Genomic DNA, 19,422 nt, shown 5'->3' on the forward strand with positions numbered 1-19,422 from the left:
CGCAACCGCGCTCGCGGCGCGCCCACATGCTTCTTTGGGCATGGACAAATGAATATAGGTCAGTATTATTGACCTATTATGCCCCCTCTCAGACAGGGGCTTATCAGGGAGAACGCCATGCCACAGCACCATCAGCCATCAACGCTGGCCGCGCTCGGCCGGACCTGGGTCGAGGCCTGGAATGCGCGCGATCTCGAACGCGTGCTCGCGCTCTATGACGAGGCGGCATTGATGACCTCGGACCGCATCCCTATGCTGGGCTTCGACGCCAGCGGCACGGTGCGCGGCAAGGATGCCTTGCGCGCCTATTGGGGTAAGGCGCTCGGGTTGTTGCCTAACCTGCATTTCACGCTGATCGATCTGTTCGTCAGCCCCGACAGCGTCGTGGTGTTCTACGCCAACGAGCGCGGCAAGAAGATCTGCGAATATCTGCGGGTGAACGATGCCGGGCTGATCGTGCAGGGCTCGGCGAACCATCTGGCGCAGTGATCCGTCTGCGCAGAGACATCAGCGCTTCCGCGCGCTCACCTTCCGCACCTTGGTATCGGACCACGTCAGCGGCCGGCCGGTTCGCGACGGCAGCACCAGCTGCCCGACCAATTGGCCGGCCTGGTCCACCAGCTCGGAATGTGCCTCGCCGCGCGCGTAGAGATGTGCCTCGCCCCATTGGCGCAGACCGACAATGACGGGAAACAAGTCGCGTCCACGCCTCGTGAGTGCGTATTCCTGATACGCGCTGCCGTCGGAAGCCGGAACCAGTTCGAGCACATCGAGCTCTACCAGCTTGCGCAGGCGCGCGCTGAGCATGCCCTTCGCAATGCCGAGGTTCTTCTGGAAATCGCCAAACCGGCGCAGCCCATCGAAGGCATCGCGCACGATCAGCAGCGACCACCAGTCGCCGATTGCATCGAGCGCACGCGCCACCGGGCAGTCGGCGCCGGAAAAACCCGTCCGCTTCATGCTCGCACTCCAATCCAGTTCTAAAATAAGACTAGACGGCGCTGACTGCAACTGGTCTTATAATGAGACCAGATAATCGTGCCGGAGATGACGGATGACGAGCAATGATCTCGCCCCAGGCAAGCCCAAGGATAGCGCCGGGACGGCCGGGCACGGGCTTTCCCCCGCGCTGGCGCTGCTGCTTGCGCTGGCCTGCGGCCTCAGCGTCGCCAACATCTACTTCGCCCAGCCCCTGCTCGATGCGATGGCCGAGGACCTCGGAATCGCTCCCGCAGCGATCGGCATGGTCGTGACCTTCACGCAGATCGGCTACGCGTGCGGCCTGATCCTGATCGTGCCGCTCGGCGACCTCTGGGATCGCCGACGTCTGATCGCCGGCCAGATTGCACTGTCGGCGGCCGGACTCCTCGTCGTCGGCACCGCATCACACGCCGCGGTGCTGTTGGCGGGACTGACGCTGGTCGGCATGCTTGCCGTGGTCGTGCAAATCCTGGTTGTCTTTGCCGCAACCCTCGCAACACCGGGCGACCGGGGCCGCGCCATCGGGACGGTCACCAGCGGCGTCGTCGGCGGAATCCTGCTCGCGCGCTTCGCCTCGGGCGCGCTGGCCGATGTCGGCGGCTGGCGCATGGTCTACCTGGTTTCGGCCGGCCTCATGCTCGCGATGGCCGTCTTGCTGTTGCAAGTCCTGCCGCGTGGGGCGAGCGCGGCAATGGCAGGCTCCTCGTATCTGTCGCTGTTGCGCTCGACGGCGGCGCTGTTCGCGGAGGAGCCGATCCTGCGCGAGCGCGCCTTGTTTGCGTTCCTGATCTTCGCCGATCTGAACGTGTTCTGGACGTCGATCGTGCTGCCGCTCTCGGCGCCGCCTTTCGCGCTGTCGCACACAACGATTGGGCTGCTCGGGGTCGCCGGGTTCGCCGGAGCACTCGGCGCGCGCAATGCCGGCCGTTTTGCCGACCGTGGGTGGGCCCAACGCACTACCGGACTGTCATTGGTGCTCATGCTCGGCGCCTGGGCCGCGATCGCTTGCCTGCAAATTTCGCTCTGGTTCGTCGTCCTGGGCGTGATCATGCTGGATCTCGGGCTGCAGGCCGTACATGTGACCAGCCAGAGCCTGATCGTCGCTGCGCGTCCCGACGCAGCAAGCAGGCTGGTCGGGGGCTATATGGTGTTCTATTCGATCGGCAGCGCAGCCGGCGGAATCGCCGCGACCATGGTGTATGCTGCGGCGGGTTGGAGCGGCGTTTGCATGCTGGGTTCCGGCATCAGTGCCGCGGCCCTGCTGGTCTGGGTCATCAATGCAAGCAGGATGCAAGAGGCGGCCCGCTGCACGCTGACGCCCTCGCCGCCCACGTAACGCGCACCACCGCCGACGGTGCTCCCAAGACAGGCCTCCCCCCATGAAACTCCCCACCTCCCCCTTTACCGTCACCGACTGGAGCAAGGTCGAGGCAACCACCCATCCCGGCGAAACCGGAGAGGCCAAGTGGCGCACGCTCAATATCGGCGATCTTCGCGTGCGAATGGTCGAGTATTCGCCGGGCTATCTGGCCGATCATTGGTGCGATCGCGGCCATGTGCTCTACGTGCTGAAGGGCGAACTCGACAGCGAGCTGCGTGACGGGCGCACATTCAAGCTCACGGCGGGGATGAGCTACCAGGTCTCGGATTTCGGCGACGCCGCGCACCGGTCCTCGACCGCAACCGGGGCGACGCTCTTCATCGTGGACTGAGTTGCGCCGAGCGGTTAATTTGCACCGCAAAATAGCAAAGTCGCGCGAGGTTTCGAGCCACGGGTGGTGCCTTGAAGTGGCCCCAAATTCTCGCTATATTGTGATCATCGATCTTGGCCGAACGACTGGGCCGCTTCGCTTCGTTGCTGACGGGCGCGCACGCTTCAGATGAATTCTCCAAACATCGACTCATCAGGATCACGGACGCATCGAAGCGTCATGGTCCGCGTGCGTACTCTCTCTAACTAAAGGAAATTACCCATGGCTATGGGCACCGTGAAGTGGTTCAACACCCAAAAGGGTTATGGTTTTATTCAGCCGGACGACGGCCAGAAGGACGTGTTCGTGCACATCAGCGCCGTCGAGCGCGCTGGCCTCTCCTCCCTCAACGAGGGTCAGAAGGTCTCGTTCGACATCGTCGCCGACCGCCGCAGCGGCAAGTCGTCTGCTGACAATCTCCGCGTCGGCTAACGCCGGCGCAGCGTTCTGACCACGGACGTACCGGCAGAACGCCAGAGTTAGAAAGCCCCGCGACCGGGACCCGGTCTGCGGGGCTTTTGTTTTTGATGTCACTCCGGGGCGCCCGCAGGGCGAACCCGGAATCGATCGGACGCCAAGTTGCGCTGCTCGATGGATTCCGGGTTCTCGCTTCGCGAGCCCCGGAATGACTGCGGAGAGCGATTCAGCCGATTTTCCCCAACACCGAGACGAAGAACCCGTCCGTTCCGGTCCGCCGCGGCGTCATTAGCCAGCCTTCCGCGGACCGCAGCGCCGCCTCGCCAAAGGCCTCGGCCTTGTCCCACAGCACGCTCGCGGTCTGCTCGGGCGGGACGACGGCGAACTCGGGATGGCGTGCAACGAATGCCCTCACCTGCTCACCGTTCTCCTCCGACAGCACCGAGCAGGTGATGTAGGCAATGCGGCCCCCGGGCTTCACCAGGGGAACTGCCCGCTCCAGCACCTCGACCTGGTCGCGCAGGCGGATCTCCAGCGCGCCCGGGCGCATGCGCCATTTGGAATCGGGATTGCGGCGCCAGGTACCGGTTCCCGTGCAGGGCGCGTCGATCATGACGAGGTCGGCCGTCCCGCTGATATCCGAGAGCGGATCGGCCTCGCCCTTGGGCGTGCGAATATCGGCATTGTGGACGCCGGCGCGCGACAGCCGTTCGTGGATCGGAGCGAGTTGGCGCTTGTCGCGATCGGTCGCGATCAGCCGGCCCTTGCCCTGCATCAGCGCTGCGAGCGCCAGCGTCTTGCCCCCGGCGCCGGCGCAGAGATCGATCACCTGCTCGCCGGGTTTTGCCGCGGTGAACTGGGCCGCAAGCTGCGATCCCTCATCCTGCACTTCAATGGCGCCCTTGATGAAGTCCTCTTCGGCCTGGATGCCGGGGTTGCGCGCATCGGCCGAAAGCTCGATGCGCAAGCCCGTTGCCGACCACCGCGTCGGTTTCGCATGAAGATGAGAAAGCGCCTTCAGCACCTTGTCGCGACTGGATTTTAGCGTGTTGACGCGAAGGTCGAGCGGGGCCCGGCTCGCCATCGCGGCCGCCTCCGCCGCACGGTCCTCCCCGAACACCTTGGCAAGGTGCGGGTCGAGCCATTCGGGATAGTCGCCGGCGATCGCAGCCGGCGCACCCTGGAGGGAGCGCGAAGCGAGCGCGGCCTCTTCGGCCTCGGTCAGCGGCGCCGGCGCATACCGGCTGCCGTCGAACAACGCGCCCATCGTCGCCGCGTCCATGTTGCGCTCGAGGCGGAGCATGCCGATCAGCCGCGCCCGCGCGGTATCTGCGTCCATGAGCCAGGCGCTCGAGGCGTAGCGACGCAGCACGTCCCAGACCAGGCCGGCGATGGCGGCGCGGTCGCCGGAACCGGCGAAGCGGTGCGCGGTGCCCCACTCCTTCAGCGCCTTGGCCGCGGGAACGCGGTCCTTCTCGATGGTGTCGATGAGCTCGATGGCTGCGGACAGCCGGGCAGCGGGGGTCATTCTCACTTAATCTTTCAGATCAGGATTGGCGGGAATGCGCCTAGATCAGCAACAAGAGCTTGAGCGCGAAGTAGATCCACATCGCCAGCAGCACCAGCACGCCGGCGAGCCAGACCGTGGAGCGTCGGCCGAGATCGTTCGACGAGACGAAGACCCCGGCATGGGCAAAGCGCGTCACCACGAACACCCAGGACATCAGCACGATAAAGAGATCGGCGCGGCGCAGCGGCAATGCCAGCGCGATCAGGACGTAGAACAGCACCGGCAGCTCGAACTGGTTGCGGTAGCAGTTGGCGATTTGGGTGGCGCCCTTCGGCCAGTTCGGCTCGCCGAGCGCAATGTCGCGAATCCTGGTCTCGCCCGAGACCAGCGTCTTGCGGCGCGCGACGACCATGCCGATCAAGAGCGCGAAGGTGAGCCCGATCTGGACGAAGACCGGCAGCAAGACCATTTGAACGGACATCGGAACCTTCCCATCCGGCGGGGACCGCCGGACGTCCATTAGCCGCCGCTCCTCGTCCTGACAATCAACGAGTTGAACCGGCTTTCCCGATCTTGCGACCAACCACCGATAATCAAAACGATTTTGGCCCCTGTCGGGGCCCAAGGCGGCTCGTGGTGAACCTGCCGGGCAAGGGCACGTTCGAGTTCCGCCTCCGTCTGTCCGCCGAGCCGCATCGCTCCCCGGAGTTCGGCCCCTGGCACCTCGCCGACCGCATCGCCTCGCCGCTGGCCGGCCCGATCGCGCCTCAGGACGCCTACACGATCCGCTACCGCGTGCTTTAAACTTTGTTCGTCGCGATCCAGGCCCGCGCCGTCATCGTTCCGACGTGCGACAACAGCTAAGCTGGTCGCATGTCCGAATTTCGCCTGACGCAGATTTCCGACACCCATCTCGGCCGGCGCTTCCCCGGCCTGGTCGCCAACTTCCATCGCGTTTGCGAGCACATCGACACTGAGCGGCCCGATCTCGTCGTCAACACCGGCGACGTTGCGTTCGACGGACCGACCAGCCGCGACGATGTCGTCTTCGCAAAGGGCCTGCACGACGCCCTGCCCGTCGCGTGCCGCTACATTCCGGGCAATCACGACATCGGCGACAATCCGACCGCGATCGGCCCGGCGCCGAAGCCGCCCATCAGCGAGGCGCATCGCCGGCAGTTCTGCGACATCATCGGCGAAGACCATTGGGCGTTCGAAGCCGCGGGCTGGCGCTTCATCGGCCTCAATTCGCTGGTGATGAATTCAGGGCTCGGCTTCGAGGCCGAGCAGTTCGACTGGCTGGCCCAGCAGATCGCGCGCACGAACGGCAGCCCGGTCGCGCTGTTCCTGCACAAGCCCCTCTTCCTCAACCGGCCCGACGATGCCGAGACGGCGGAGACGTCGATCCGCTACGTGCCGCAGCCGGCGCGGGCACGGCTGATCGAGATGTTTGCGGGCATCGATCTGCGCCTCGTCGCCAGCGGCCATGTGCACCAGCGGCGCGACTTCACCTGGCAACACACCCGCCACGTCTGGGCGCCATCGGCCGGCTTCGTCATCAACGATGCGCGACAGGACCGGATCGCGATCAAGGAGGTCGGGCTCGTCGAATACCGCTTTCGGCCCGACAGCTTTGAGCTCCGCCACGTCAGGGCCGCCGGCCAGGTCGATGTCGATATCGAGGAGCTGTTCGCGCAGATGGGCGGCGAGCACTGACGCGCTTGTTCGCTCAGGCGACGCTCTTGAGGTCCTGCTGGATCGCGGCGAGCAGGGATTGCAGCGCTGCGCTGTTCACGGGCTTGGCCGCGAGATCATTGGCAGCCGGTTGCCTGGTAGGCGCGGCCTTGATCGGACGCTTCGGGAATGGCGGGGGCGGCGCCTGCATGGCGGGACGGGCAAAATCGCCCTTTTCATCGGCGCGGACGAACTTGCCATGGATGACATCGTCGCGGCGGCCCATGACGAACATGGTGGTCCAATAGCCGGCGGCCAGCAGGATGACGCAGAAAATACCAATCTCTAACATCGCAGCACCTAAAATATCCGCGATGATTCAACCTCTTCGCCCTGGGGTCAATAAACCGGCGGCCACACCTGCGGCTTTTGCGGGACTGGTGTGGCCGATCGGTCACTCTTCCTTAACCATATCGACCCCGCCTCGGAGGCGGCGGCGGCCGTATCAGGCCTTGTCCGGGCCGACCCGGACCAGTTGCTTGCCGAAATTGGCGCCCTTCAGCAGGCCGATGAAGGCGCCGGGCGCGCTCTCCAGGCCCTCGGTCACGAACTCCTTGTATTTGACCTTGCCCTCGCGAACCCAGCCGGACATGTCGCGCAGGAAGTCGCCATGGCGCGCGGCGAAGTCGGAGACGATGAAGCCGCGGAAGGTCAGCCGCTTGGTGAGCGTCGCGCGCATCAGGGACGCGGCCCATTTCGGCGGCTTGGCCTCGGTGTCGTTGTAGTGCGCGATCAAGCCGCACACCGGCACGCGCGCAAACGGATTGAGCAGCGGGAAAACCGCCTCGAACACCGCGCCGCCGACATTCTCGAAATCGACGTCGATGCCTTTTGGGCAGGCGTCCTTCAGCTTGGCGGCGAGATCGGGGTCGCGGTGATCGATGCAGGCGTCGAAGCCGAGCTCCTTGACCACGTAGTCGCACTTGTCCTTGCCGCCGGCGATGCCGACCGCCCGTGCGCCCTTGATCTTGGCGATTTGCCCGACCGCCGAGCCGACCGCGCCGGAAGCGCCGGCAACGACGACGGTCTCACCCGGTTGCGGCTTGCCGATGTCGAGCAGGCCCGTATAGGCGGTCATGCCGGGCATGCCGAGCACGCCAATCGAGGTCGAAATCGGACCGAGCTTGGGATCGACCTTGATCAGGCCCTTGCCGTTCGAGATCGCGTGCGTCTGCCAGCCGGAGCGGATGCGCACGATGTCGCCGACGGCGAAATCGGGATTGTTTGAGGCCGCGACCTCGCTGACCGCCTCGCCTTCCATCACGCCGCCGACGGGCACCGGAGCTGCGTAGGACGGACCCTCGCTCATGCGCCCGCGCATATAGGGATCGAGCGACAGCCATATCGTGCGCAGCAGAACTTCCCCCGCACCGGGGGTCGGCACCGCGAATTCCTCCAAGCGGAAATCAGACGGCTTGGGCTCGCCGACGGGACGCGCGGCGAGAACGATGCGTTTGGCTTGGGACATGGCTTCCTCCAATTTTTTGTCGTTGCGAGCGAAGCGAAGCAATCCAGCCGCGTCAATACAAAAGGATTGGATTGCTTCGCTGCGCTGGCAATGACGCGTTGGATGCACACGCGCGCGCCACAACTCCCTGTCATGCCCCGCGAAGACGGGGCATCCAGTACTCCGAGACGATCGTTGTTGTACCGAGAAGCCGCAGCGTACTGGATCGCCCGCCTTCGCAGGCGATGACATCGAGAGTGGGGCGAGCGAACTAGCCCCCGCCCGGATAGTTCGGGCTCTCGCGCGTGATGGTGACGTCGTGGACGTGGCTTTCGCGCAGGCCCGCGCCGGTGATGCGGACGAACTCGGCCTTGTCGTGCAGCTCCTTCATGTCGCGTGCGCCGACATAACCCATCGCGGCGCGCAAGCCGCCGGCGAGCTGATGCATAACGTTGCCGACCGGGCCCTTGTAAGGCACCTGGCCCTCGATGCCTTCGGGCACGAGCTTGAGCGTGTCCTTGATGTCCTGCTGGAAGTAACGGTCGGCCGAGCCGCGCGCCATCGCGCCGACCGAGCCCATGCCGCGATAGGCCTTGTAGGAACGGCCCTGCCACAAGAATACTTCGCCGGGCGTCTCGTCGGTGCCGGCGAGCAGCGAGCCCACCATGGCGATGTCCGCGCCGGCGGCGAGCGCCTTGGCGAGGTCGCCGGAGAATTTGATGCCGCCGTCGGCGATCACGGGGATGTCGGCCTTCTTCGCCGCCTCGACCGCATCCATGATCGCGGTGAGCTGGGGAACGCCGACGCCGGCGACGATGCGCGTGGTGCAGATCGAGCCCGGGCCGATGCCGACCTTGATGCAGTCCGCACCCGCGTCGATCAGCGCCTGCGTGCCCTCGGTGGTGGCGACGTTGCCGGCGACGACCTGCACCGAATTGGACAGGCGCTTGATGCGGTTCACCGCGTGCAGCACGTGGCGGGAATGGCCGTGCGCGGTGTCGACGACGACGAGATCGACACCGGCATCGATCAGCCGCTCGGTGCGCTCGAAGCCGTTGTCACCGACGGTGGTGGCGGCGGCGACGCGCAGACGCCCCTGCGCATCCTTGCAGGCGAGCGGATGGGCGACCGCCTTCTCCATGTCCTTGACCGTGATCAAACCGACGCAGCGATATTGATCATCGACGACAAGCAGCTTCTCGATGCGATGCTGGTGCAGCATGCGCCGGGCCTCGTCTTGGCTGACATTCTCGCGCACCGTGACGAGCCCTTCATGCGTCATCAGTTCGGAGACTTTTTGCCGGCGGTCGGTCGCAAAGCGCACGTCGCGGTTGGTGAGGATGCCAACCAACTTGCCGGGCGTATTCTTGCCCGCGCCGGTGACGACGGGAATGCCGGAGATGCCGTGGTCGCTCATCAGCTTGAGCGCATCGTCAAGCGTGGCCTCGGGGCTGATGGTGAGCGGGTTCACCACCATGCCCGACTCGAAGCGCTTGACCTGCCGCACCTGCGCGGCCTGCCCTTCGGGATCGAAATTGCGATGGATGACGCCGAGGCCGCCGGCCTGCGCCATGGCGATCGCCATGCGCGCTTCGGTGACGGTGTCCATGGCCGAGGCCATGATCGGAATGTTGAGCGGAATGGCGCGGGTGACGCGCGAGCGGATGTCGACCTCGCCCGGCATGACGTCCGACAGGCCCGGCTTCAGCAGCACATCATCGAACGTAAAGGCTTCGCGAATGCCTTGTTGCACCGTGGCCATGTGCCAACTCCTTCCGCGGCCCTGCCGCAAATAGCTATGGATGAGCGCCGCCCTCGGCGTACCTTGCGGCATCGCCTTGAGAATCGGAGCCCATCGGTGGGGTTGACGCGGGTCGATAGCATGCCCGCGTGACGAATCAAAGCAATTCGGACCGCTGGCCAGCCATGCACAGGCTTTTTTGGCCGAAATCGGCGGGCACAGCCCCCACGCCAGCCCAACCCTGACCGTCATTCCGGGGCGCGACGAAGTCGCGAACCCGGAATTCATCTCACAGCACCCTTGCAGCCCAATGGATTCCGGGTTCGGGCCGAGTGGCGCGCCCCGGAATGACCTGGAGGGTCACACCGTTGTTATGCGGGATTTAGGTGCCATGCGTCGATCCGCAATGGTCGGGAGCGGGCGGCGGTGATAAGCCGAAATCTCGCCGCTCCTTCCGATTTTCATTACCAATCCATCATGGTCGACAAGCAACGCGTCATCCCGCTGATCGTGGCCACTGCTCTCTTCATGGAGAACATGGATTCGACCGTCATCGCCACCTCGCTGCCGGCGATCGCGGCCGACATCGGCACCAGCCCGCTGACGCTGAAGCTCGCGATCACCTCCTATCTGCTGTCGCTCGCGGTGTTCATTCCGGCGAGCGGCTGGACTGCCGACCGGTTCGGCGCGCGAATGGTGTTCGCGATCGCAGTCGGCGTATTCATGGTCGGCTCGGTCGGCTGCGCGCTCTCGACCTCGGTCACCGATTTCGTGTTCGCGCGCATCCTGCAGGGCATGGGCGGGGCGATGATGACGCCGGTCGGGCGCCTCGTGCTGCTGCGCTCGGTCGACAAGAGCGCGCTGGTCAATGCCATGGCCTGGGTGACGGTCCCTGCCCTGATCGGCCCGGTGATCGGACCGCCGCTCGGCGGCTTCATCACCACCTATGCGTCCTGGCACTGGATTTTCCTGATCAACATCCCGATCGGGCTGCTCGGCATCTTCATGGCGCTGCGTTTCATCGATCCCATCAAGAGCGAGACCCAGGAGCCGTTCGATCTCTATGGCATGGTGCTCGCTGGGCTGGGGCTTGCCGGCATCGCGTTCGGCCTCTCCGTTGCCGGACTGAATCTCCTGCCCTGGAGCACGGTCGCCGCCCTGGTCGTGGGCGGTGCGATCTCCATGACACTGTATGTCCTGCACGCCCGCCGCACGGGCTCGCCGGTGCTCGACTTCTCGCTTCTGAAGCTGCCGACGCTGCGCGCGGCCGTGTTCGGCGGGTTCATGTTCCGGCTCGGCATCGGCGCGCTGCCGTTCCTGCTGCCGCTCCTGATGCAGATCGGCTTTGGACTGTCGCCGTTCCATTCCGGCCTCGTCACCTTCGCCTCCTCGCTCGGCGCGATGGGGATGAAAACACTGGCGGCCCGCCTCATCCGCACCTTCGGCTTCCGCAATCTGATGACGGTGAACGCGATCGTCAGCGCGTTCTTCCTCGCCGTCTGCGCGCTGTTCACGGTGACGACGCCGCTGCTCATCATCATGGTGATCCTGGTGGTCGGCGGCTTCTTCCGCTCGCTGGAGTTCACCGCGATCAACACGGTTGCCTATGCCGACGTCGAGACCGCGCAGATGAGCCGGGCCACCACGCTCGTCAGCGTCAACCAGCAGCTGGCGGTCTCAGCCGGCGTCGCAGTGGGCGCGGCCTGCGTGGAAACGACGATGTGGTTCCACCACGTCAGCGAGATCGACGCCACCGTGTTCGCCCCGGCCTTCGTCGTGGTCGCGCTGACCTCGGCGGCGTCGAGCTGGTTCTTCTGGCAAATGCCGGCCGATGCCGGCCACGAGATCTCCGGCCGCAAGGCGGTCGAGATCGCTAGCCGCAAGGGGGCCGGCAAGGGCGCAGAGAAGGCCGCGGTCAAGGCGGCGTCCGAGGATACGCAAAACGTGCGGGATCAGCGGCTGGGATAGCTTCGCCTCTCGTCATTGCGAGCGAAGCGAAGCAATCCATAAAATGCCTCCGCGGCAGCACTCTGGATTGCTTCGTCGCAAGGGCTCCTCGCAATGACGGAGTAGGAGGCTACGCCGCTCCCCCGCCCCGAAACCCCGTCGCCAGCACGTAGCGTTCCGACGAATCCTGCCGGCTCGCTGCCGGTTTCACATGACGTACCGTTGCGAAGTCGCGCTTGAGCTGGGCCAGCAGCTCGGCGTCGGCGCCGCTCTGGAACGTCTTTGCGAGGAACGTGCCGCCGGGCTTGAGCACATCGCAGGCAAAGGCCGCTGCGGTCTCGACCAGGCCGACGATGCGGAGCTGATCGGTCTTGCGATGGCCGGTGGTGTTGGCGGCCATGTCGGACATCACGACGTCGGCCTTGCCGCCCAGCATCGCCGTGAGCTTGTCGGGCGCGTCGTTGTCCATGAAGTCGAGCTGCGCGAAGTCGACGCCGGGAATCTCGGGCATCTCGAGCAGATCGATCGCGACGACCTTGCCCTTGCCTTCCGTCGAGCCGACCCGCTTCGCTGCGATCTGGCTCCAGCCGCCAGGCGCCGCGCCGAGATCGACCACGGCCATGCCGGGCTTCAAGAGCCGGAACTTGTCGTCCATCTCCAGGAGCTTGAACGCCGCGCGCGAGCGATAGCCCGCCGCCTTGGCCTTCGCGACATAGGGATCGTTGAGCTGCCGCTCCAGCCACAGCTTGGACGACAATTTGCGCTTGCCGCCGGTCTTGACCTGAACGTGCAAGCGGCCGGTGGTGTCTTTCGCCATCTCACCAGCTCCTGAGCGCGCCGTCCTCGCGCATCATCTCGACCAGCATGCCTTCGCGCAGGCCGCGGTCGGCGACGCGCAGGCGCGGCAGCGGAAAGGCGCGGCGGATCGCATCGAGAATGGCGCAGCCGGCGAGCACGAGATCGGCGCGTTCGACGCTGATGCAGCTGTTGTTGGCACGCTCCTCGTAGCTCATGCCGAGCAGCTTGTTGATGGTCGCCGTGATATCGGCATCGTTCATCCAGATGCTGTCGATGCGGCGGCGGTCGTAGCGCGCCAGATTGAGATGGATGCCGGCGAGCGTCGTCACCGTACCCGACGTGCCGAGCAGGTGCATGTCGGCGAGATCGCGGCCGTGCACTTCCGCGAACGGCGCGACGTGGTTTGCGACCTCTCGCTCCATCGCAGCGTAGATCTCCGGCGTGACGTCGCGTCCGCCGAACTGCTCGGCGAGCGTGACCACGCCATAGGGAATCGACATCCAGGCCTTGATGCGCGGCTCCGGATTGTCCGGGTCGCGCTCGATCCGCACCAGCTCGGTCGAGCCGCCGCCGATGTCGAACAGGATCGCGCCCCGTCCCCGCGGGTCGACCAGCGGCGAGCAGCCGAGCACGGCGAGCGAGGCCTCGGTCTCGCGGTCGATCACCTCGAGCTCGATGCCGGTCTCGGCCGCAACCCGGCTGCGGAAGCCTTCCGCGTTCGAGGCGGCGCGGCAGGCCTCGGTTGCGATCAGGCGCAACCGGCGCGCTTTCCGCAAATTGATCTTGTCGCGGCAGATGCTGAGCGCGGCGATGGCGCGCTCGATCGCGGCGTCGCTGATGCAACCGGTCGCCGAGACGCCCTCCCCGAGCCGGATGATGCGCGAGAAGGAATCGACGACGCGAAAGCCGTCCTGGGTCGGACAGGCGATCAGCAGCCTGCAATTGTTGGTGCCGAGGTCCAACGCCGCATAGACGCCGGTTCCCGGCGCCTGCGCGCCGACGGTCGGTGCAGTGGCCAACGCCACCGCTGCCATCGACCCCTCCAGCTCACCGTGCGGCGCATGGCCGTCGCGGAGCCGCGTGTGGTCATTCATACAAACTGTCTTTCCGAGGCCGGTCGGCCAGTCAGGAATTGCTTTTTCGCCTGAAACATTAGCAGCGCGGCAGGCCTGCGCAACAACGCATCACATGGGACCATGCCCATTCGTGCGTTGTCGTGAACCGGGTGGTGGGCTATCTCAGAGGTATCCGGTCCCCCGCTGCCGCAAAAATGCGCAAATGCCGGCTTTTCAGGTCAATTCCATGCAAGAACACACCAAATCGTCCACGCTCGAAAACGCTATTGCACTGCAAAAATATGGCGTCGGGCAGCCCGTCCGCCGCAAGGAGGATGACACTCTGGTGCGCGGCAAGGGCCGCTACACCGACGATTTCAACCTGCCCGGCCAGGCCTATGCCGTGGTCGTCCGTTCCACCCACGCGCACGGCATCATCCGTGGCATCGGCATTGATGCCGCCAAGGCGATGCCGGGCGTGCTGGGCGTGTGGACCGGCAAGGATCTCGACGCCGCCGGTTACGGCCCCTTCACCTGCGGTCTGCCGCTGAAGAGCCGCGACGGCTCGCCTCTGCTGCAGACCAACCGTCAGCCGCTCGCGACCGACAAGGTCCGCTTCGTCGGCGACCCCGTCGCCTTCGTTGTAGCAGAGACGCTGGCGCAGGCCCGCGATGCGGCCGAGGCGGTCGAGCTCGACATCGAGCCCCTGCCGGCGGTGACCGACCCGGAGGAAGCCGCCAAGCCCGGCGCGCCGCAGCTTTATGACCACATCCCGAACAACGTCGCGCTCGACTACCACTATGGCGACATGGACAAGGTCAACGCGGCCTTTGCCAGCGCCGCCCATGTCACCAAAATCGACATCGAGAACACCCGTGTCGCCGTGGTCTCGATGGAGCCGCGCGTGGGGCTTGCCTCCTACGACAAGAAGACCGAGCGCTATACGCTTCAGGTCCCGACGCAGGGCGTGGCCGGCAACCGCGCCAACCTCGCCAAGAACCTGAAGGTGCCGAACGAGAAGGTGCGCATCCTCACCGGCAATGTCGGCGGCTCCTTCGGCATGAAGAACATCAACTATCCCGAATACATGTGCATCCTGTATGCGGCGAAGGCGCTGGGCCGCCCGGTGAAATGGCTCGACGAGCGCTCGACCTCCTTCCTCTCCGACAGCCACGGCCGCGCGCAGAAGATCCATGCCGAGCTCGCGCTCGACGCCGAGGGACATTTCCTCGCGGCCAAGCTGTCCGGCTATGGCAATGTCGGTGCCTACATCACGGGCGTCGCGCCCGGTCCGCTGTCGCTCAACACCGGCAAGAACTTCTCCAGCGTCTACCGCACGCCGCTGATGGGCGTCGACATCAAGGTGGTGCTGACCAACACCACGCTGATGGGCGCCTATCGCGGCGCCGGCCGGCCCGAGGCGAACTATTACATGGAGCGCCTGATCGACCGCGCCGCCGACGAGATGGGCATCAACCGGCTGACCTTGCGCAAGCGCAACTTCATCAAGCCGAACCAGATCCCGTTCGCGGCCTCCTCCGGCGTGACCTATGACAGCGGCGACTTCCAGGCCGTGTTCAACAAGGCGCTCGAAATCTCGGACCACGAGAACTTCGCCAAGCGCAAGAAAGAGAGCAAGAAGGCGGGCAAGCTGCGCGGCATTGCCGTCGGCTCCTATCTCGAGGTCACCGCGCCGCCGAGCCCCGAGCTCGGCAAGATCGTGTTCGAGCCTGATGGCACCGTGCAGCTCATCACCGGCACGCTGGATTACGGCCAGGGCCATGCCACCCCGTTCGCGCAGGTCTTGAGCGCGCAGCTCGGGGTTCCCTTCGAGAGCATCAAGCTCGTCCAGGGCGACAGCGACATCGTCCACACCGGCAACGGCACCGGCGGCTCGCGCTCGATCACCGCGACCGGCCAAGCCATCGTGGGCGCAGCAAAGCTCGTCATCGAGAAGGGCAAGCGCGCCGCGGCGCATATGCTGGAGGCGTCCGAAGCCGACATCGAATTCGAAGGCGGCAGCTTCACGATCGCCGGCACCGATCGCAGCATCGACATCATGGAGCTCGCCAAGCGCCTGCACGACGCCAAGGTGCCGGAGGGCGTGCCTGACAGCCTCGATGTCGATCACACCAGCGAACCGGTGGCCTCGGCGTTTCCGAACGGCTGCCACGTCGCCGAGGTCGAGATTGATCCGGAGACCGGCGTGGTGCAGATCGTGCGCTACAGCGCGGTCAACGATTTCGGCACGGTGATCAACCCGATGCTGGTCGCAGGCCAGCTCCATGGCGGTGTGGTCCAGGGCATCGGCCAGGCGCTGATGGAACACATCCGCTACGACGAAAGCGGCCAGCCGATCACGGGCTCGCTGATGGACTACGCGCTACCGCGCGCCGAGGACGTCCCCAACATGACGATCGGCGATCACCCGGTGCCCGCCACCACCAATCCGCTCGGCAGCAAGGGCTGCGGCGAAGCCGGTTGCGCCGGCAGCCTGTCGACGGTGGTGAACGCGGTGCTCGATGCGCTCTCGGAGTACGGGATCAAGCACATCGACATGCCGCTGACCCCGGAGCGCGTCTGGCGCGCGATCCAGGAGGCCAAGGCCAAGGCGGCGTGAGGGGGCGCACACGCATTCCGCCGTCATGGCCGGACTTGTCGCCTACTCTAAGTCTCACCTCGTCATTCCGGGGCGGTCCGCAGGACCGAACACGGAATCTCGAGATTCCGGGTTCGATGCTTCGCATCGCCCCGGAATGACGTTGCCGGTGATTACGCCGCCGCCTGCTCGCGCGGCTGGTAGATCGCGGTGTGCTGGCAATGCGCGAGCGGCGTCGTGCCGTTGGCGATGACGAGGGCGTCCAGCTCGACGAAGCGGTGGCCCTTCTTCTCGTAATTGGCGATGACCTTGGCCCGCGCGGCGAGCTCGTCGCCGGCGCGTGCAGCGGACAGCAGCTGCATGCGGCTGCCGACGTGGATCCAGGGGCCCAGAATGGTGTTGTCGACCAGCACGCGGTTCATGACGCGCTGGATCAGGCCGGGATGGCCGAGCCCTTCGCGCGCAAAGATCGGATCTTTCTCCCTGACATCGGCGAGATAGTCGGCTGCGTCCTGCCCGGCCCAGCGGCGCGGCGTCGTGCCGAGCCATTTGCCCATCTCGAACGTCGCAGGACTGACCGGCTTGCGCTCGGCGACGGCGGGGACTTCGATATAGTCGCTCAACGACGCCGCTGGTGCGGCCGCCGGCAGCGAGGCCGTCCCCGTCGCGCAGAGCTCGGTGCGGCTGAAAACCTCGATGGTCAGCAGGCCGTTGTGCTCGGTCGCATCGACATCGGCGGTCTCGCCGTCATAGACCGGCTTGATGAAACGCGCCTCGATCAGCCCGCGGGACAGGAAGTCGCGGCCCCAGCGCGCGATCGGCACGTGCATCATGTAGGCAAAGACATCGACGCCGGGGACCAGCCCGCCGGAAAAGCCGAAGCGGCGCGCTACCGTGTCGTCATGCATCTTGTTTTCGGATTGTTTGGCGGTGTTGTAGGCCTCGACGCGGTAGGTTTCGAGCCGGTTCGGCATGGGGCATCTTCCCTGCATTCTTGTTGTTTCCGGGCCGATCGTAGGCTCCCGGGAACAGCGGTCAATCCCCTCGCCTTTGCCGCCCGAATGCGGTACCACGCGCGGAATGACCGACACCCCCACCCGCATCTATGTCGACGCCGACGCCTGCCCCGTGAAGGACGAGATCTACCGTGTCGCGATCCGCCATGGCGTACCCGTCAGCGTGGTCGCGGGCAATCTCATCCGCGTGCCGCAAGATCCCCTGATCGAGCGCATTGCCGCGGGTAGCGGCATGGATGCGGCCGACGACTGGATCGCAGAGCGCGCAAGACCCGGCGACGTGGTCGTGACCTCCGACATTCCGCTGGCGAGCCGCTGTGTGAAGGCGGGCGCCGACGTGATCGCACCGAACGGGAAGCCGTTCACCGAAGAGTCGATCGGGATGACGCTGGCGGTGCGCAATCTGATGACGGACCTGCGCTCGGCCGGCGAAGTCACCGGCGGCCCACGATCGTTCGCGCCGCGCGACCGCTCCGCCTTCCTGTCGACGCTCGACCAGACGTTGCGCCGGATCGCGCGGCGTCGCACCGGTGCGGCCGCAACGGGTCAGGGCTGACCATGGCGCCGCCGCTGATCCAACTCAAGGACATCCGGCTGACCTTCGGCGGCACGCCGCTGCTGTCAGGCGTCGAGCTCAATGTCGCCCCGGGTGAACGCGTCTGCCTGATCGGCCGCAACGGCTCCGGCAAGTCGACTCTTCTCAAGATCGCGGCTGGCCTCGTCGAGCCGGACGGCGGCACGCGTTTCGTGCAGCCGGGCGCAACCGTTCGCTATCTGCCGCAGGAGCCGGATTTCGGCGAGCACAAGACCACGCTCGCCTATGTCGAGTCCGGGCTCGCACCCGGCGACGACCAGCACCAGGCGCGCTATCTCCTGGAACAGCTCGGCCTGAGAGGCGAGGAGAACCCGCACGATCTCTCCGGCGGCGAGGCCCGCCGCGCGGCGCTGGCTTTTGTGCTGGCGCCCTCGCCCGACATTCTGCTGCTGGACGAGCCGACCAACCACCTCGATCTCGCCACCATCGAATGGCTGGAACAGGAGCTCGATTCCAGGCGCAGCGCGCTGGTGATCATCAGCCATGACCGCCGCTTCCTCACCAATCTGTCGCGATCCACGGCCTGGCTCGACCGCGGCAAGATCAAGCAGATCGACCGCGGCTTTGCCTCGTTCGAGAGCTGGCGCGACGAGGTGCTGGCCGAGGAAGAACGCGATCAGCACAAGCTCGACCGCAAGATCGTCGACGAGGAGCATTGGCTGCGCCACGGCGTCTCCGGCCGGCGCAAGCGCAACGTCAAGCGCCTCGCCAATCTGCACGCCCTGCGCGCCCAGCGCCGCAATTATCGCGGCACCGCCGGCAGCGCCAACCTCGCGGCCAGCGAAGCCGAGCAGTCCGGCAAGCTGGTGATCGAGGCCAAGGGCATCACGAAATCCTATGGCGAGCGCAAGATCGTCGAGAATTTCTCGACCCGCATCCAGCGTGGCGATCGGCTCGGCATCATCGGCCCGAACGGCGCCGGCAAGACCACGCTGGTCAATCTGCTGACCGGCGGCATGCCGCCGGATTCCGGCACGATACGTCTCGGCGCCAATCTGGAGATGGCGACGCTCGACCAGCATCGCGAAAGCCTCGATCCCAAATCGACGCTGGCCGAAGCGCTGACCGGCGGCCGCGGTGACCACGTCATGGTCGGCGGCAAGCCGAAGCACGTCGTCGGCTACATGAAGGACTTCCTGTTCGCGCAGGAGCAGCGTGGCACGCCGCTGGAGGTGCTCTCGGGCGGTGAGCGCGGCCGGCTGATGCTGGCGCGCGCGCTGGCCAAACCGTCGAACCTGCTGGTGCTGGACGAGCCGACCAACGATCTCGACCTCGAAACCCTCGACGTGCTCGAGGAGATGCTCGGCGACTACGAGGGCACTGTCATCCTGATCAGCCACGACCGCGACTTCCTCGACCGCGTCGTCACGTCCGTGATCGCGCCCGAAGGCAACGGCAAGTGGATCGAATATGCCGGCGGCTACAGCGACATGCTGGCTCAGCGCGGCGCGGACCTCAAGCGCGAGACGGCAAAGGCGCAAGCCCCCGCGGAGAAGAAAGAGGAGCGCGCCGCCGCTTCTTCGTCGGCGCCCAAGCGGAAGCTGAGCTTCAACGAGAAGCACGCGCTGGAAACGCTGCCGAAGAAGATGGAAACGTTGCAGGCGGATATCGCAAAGCTGCAGCGCGTGCTTGATGATCCCAACCTCTACGCTAGGGATCGCAAGAGGTTCGACGATACCTCGGCCGCCATCGCCAAGGCGCATGAGGAACTGTCCGCCGCCGAAGAGCGCTGGCTCGAACTCGAAATGCTCCGTGAAGAGATTGAACAGGCATAGCGCGTATTCCGCAAAAGTGGGCACCGGTTTTGCGATCAGAATACGCGCCAACTAAA

At 65.6% G+C, this 19,422-nt stretch carries 18 protein-coding genes and 1 pseudogene; 10 read left to right on the forward strand and 9 right to left on the reverse strand.

Translation table 11 applies throughout. The features are described from left to right. Positions 1-117: 117 nt before the first annotated feature. Complete coding sequence (locus P6U31_RS21705; protein ID WP_407183728.1) at positions 118-489, forward strand: nuclear transport factor 2 family protein; 372 nt, start codon at positions 118-120, stop codon at positions 487-489. An 18-nt stretch (positions 490-507) separates the two neighbouring features. On the opposite strand, the gene P6U31_RS21710 is transcribed toward P6U31_RS21705, so the two are convergent. After that, complete coding sequence (locus tag P6U31_RS21710) at positions 508-960, reverse strand: winged helix-turn-helix transcriptional regulator (RefSeq protein ID WP_407183729.1); 453 nt, start codon at positions 958-960, stop codon at positions 508-510. Positions 961-1,054: 94 nt separating this feature from the next. Here P6U31_RS21710 and P6U31_RS21715 point away from each other — a divergent pair, with 94 nt between their 5' ends. The 3 genes from P6U31_RS21715 (at position 1,055) to P6U31_RS21725 (ending at position 3,164) form a co-directional block, all read left to right on the forward strand. Next, positions 1,055-2,317 carry an MFS transporter gene (locus P6U31_RS21715; RefSeq protein ID WP_407183730.1) on the forward strand — a complete coding sequence of 421 codons (1,263 nt, stop codon included), beginning with the start codon at positions 1,055-1,057 and terminating at the stop codon, positions 2,315-2,317. A 43-nt stretch (positions 2,318-2,360) separates the two neighbouring features. Further along, positions 2,361-2,693, forward strand: a complete 333-nt coding sequence (locus P6U31_RS21720; protein ID WP_028135824.1) for a DHCW motif cupin fold protein — start codon at positions 2,361-2,363, stop codon at positions 2,691-2,693. 261 nt (positions 2,694-2,954) lie between these two features. Further along, positions 2,955-3,164, forward strand: coding sequence for a cold-shock protein (locus tag P6U31_RS21725; protein WP_008141931.1), 210 nt, complete (start codon positions 2,955-2,957; stop codon positions 3,162-3,164). 211 nt (positions 3,165-3,375) lie between these two features. On the opposite strand, the gene P6U31_RS21730 is transcribed toward P6U31_RS21725, so the two are convergent. Both P6U31_RS21730 and P6U31_RS21735 read right to left on the reverse strand, forming a co-directional pair. Next, the gene (locus P6U31_RS21730; protein WP_407183731.1) at positions 3,376-4,677 is read right to left on the reverse strand and encodes an RsmB/NOP family class I SAM-dependent RNA methyltransferase; all 1,302 of its coding nucleotides are present in this window, start codon (positions 4,675-4,677) and stop codon (positions 3,376-3,378) included. Between the two features lie 40 nt (positions 4,678-4,717). Next, positions 4,718-5,140: an MAPEG family protein gene (locus P6U31_RS21735; RefSeq protein ID WP_257194136.1), complete on the reverse strand. Its 423-nt coding sequence runs from the start codon at positions 5,138-5,140 to the stop codon at positions 4,718-4,720. Between the two features lie 143 nt (positions 5,141-5,283). Between P6U31_RS21735 and P6U31_RS21740 the strand changes: the two are divergent. Both P6U31_RS21740 and P6U31_RS21745 read left to right on the forward strand, forming a co-directional pair. Beyond that, positions 5,284-5,463: pseudogene (locus P6U31_RS21740) on the forward strand (acriflavin resistance protein); the annotation flags it as partial. Positions 5,464-5,532: 69 nt separating this feature from the next. After that, complete coding sequence (locus P6U31_RS21745; RefSeq protein ID WP_407183732.1) at positions 5,533-6,375, forward strand: metallophosphoesterase family protein; 843 nt, start codon at positions 5,533-5,535, stop codon at positions 6,373-6,375. Between the two features lie 13 nt (positions 6,376-6,388). Here P6U31_RS21745 and P6U31_RS21750 read toward each other — a convergent pair whose 3' ends face one another. The 3 genes from P6U31_RS21750 to guaB all read right to left on the reverse strand — a co-directional run bounded on the left by P6U31_RS21750 (position 6,389) and on the right by guaB (position 9,602). Beyond that, entirely contained in the window at positions 6,389-6,685 is a 297-nt protein-coding gene (locus P6U31_RS21750; RefSeq protein ID WP_407183733.1) for a hypothetical protein, read from the reverse strand. A 153-nt stretch (positions 6,686-6,838) separates the two neighbouring features. Next, on the reverse strand, positions 6,839-7,861 hold the full coding sequence (locus tag P6U31_RS21755) for an NADP-dependent oxidoreductase (RefSeq protein ID WP_407183735.1): 1,023 nt from the start codon (positions 7,859-7,861) through the stop codon (positions 6,839-6,841). 250 nt (positions 7,862-8,111) lie between these two features. Next, positions 8,112-9,602: an IMP dehydrogenase gene (guaB, locus tag P6U31_RS21760; protein WP_407183736.1), complete on the reverse strand. Its 1,491-nt coding sequence runs from the start codon at positions 9,600-9,602 to the stop codon at positions 8,112-8,114. 456 nt (positions 9,603-10,058) lie between these two features. Between guaB and P6U31_RS21765 the strand changes: the two genes are divergently transcribed. Next, on the forward strand, positions 10,059-11,549 hold the full coding sequence (locus P6U31_RS21765; protein WP_407183737.1) for a DHA2 family efflux MFS transporter permease subunit: 1,491 nt from the start codon (positions 10,059-10,061) through the stop codon (positions 11,547-11,549). A 109-nt stretch (positions 11,550-11,658) separates the two neighbouring features. Here P6U31_RS21765 and P6U31_RS21770 read toward each other — a convergent pair whose 3' ends face one another. Continuing rightward, the gene (locus tag P6U31_RS21770) at positions 11,659-12,345 is read right to left on the reverse strand and encodes an RlmE family RNA methyltransferase (RefSeq protein WP_407183738.1); all 687 of its coding nucleotides are present in this window, start codon (positions 12,343-12,345) and stop codon (positions 11,659-11,661) included. A gap of 1 nt (position 12,346) precedes the next feature. Beyond that, positions 12,347-13,420: a Ppx/GppA phosphatase family protein gene (locus tag P6U31_RS21775; protein ID WP_407183740.1), complete on the reverse strand. Its 1,074-nt coding sequence runs from the start codon at positions 13,418-13,420 to the stop codon at positions 12,347-12,349. A 208-nt stretch (positions 13,421-13,628) separates the two neighbouring features. On the opposite strand from P6U31_RS21775, the gene P6U31_RS21780 reads away from it, so the two are divergent. Continuing rightward, positions 13,629-16,001, forward strand: coding sequence for a xanthine dehydrogenase family protein molybdopterin-binding subunit (locus P6U31_RS21780; RefSeq protein ID WP_407183742.1), 2,373 nt, complete (start codon positions 13,629-13,631; stop codon positions 15,999-16,001). Positions 16,002-16,153: 152 nt separating this feature from the next. Here the strand turns inward: P6U31_RS21780 and P6U31_RS21785 are convergent, their stop codons facing one another. Next, positions 16,154-16,954, reverse strand: a complete 801-nt coding sequence (locus P6U31_RS21785; RefSeq protein ID WP_407183743.1) for a hypothetical protein — start codon at positions 16,952-16,954, stop codon at positions 16,154-16,156. Between the two features lie 106 nt (positions 16,955-17,060). On the opposite strand from P6U31_RS21785, the gene P6U31_RS21790 reads away from it, so the two are divergent. Further along, entirely contained in the window at positions 17,061-17,552 is a 492-nt protein-coding gene (locus P6U31_RS21790) for a YaiI/YqxD family protein (RefSeq protein ID WP_407183744.1), read from the forward strand. 2 nt (positions 17,553-17,554) lie between these two features. Further along, complete coding sequence (locus P6U31_RS21795; protein WP_407183745.1) at positions 17,555-19,366, forward strand: ABC-F family ATP-binding cassette domain-containing protein; 1,812 nt, start codon at positions 17,555-17,557, stop codon at positions 19,364-19,366. The last annotated feature ends 56 nt before the right edge of the window (positions 19,367-19,422 follow it).

The sequence above is a fragment of the Bradyrhizobium centrosematis genome, assembly GCF_045571495.1.
GTDB classification, from domain to species: domain Bacteria; phylum Pseudomonadota; class Alphaproteobacteria; order Rhizobiales; family Xanthobacteraceae; genus Bradyrhizobium; species Bradyrhizobium centrosematis.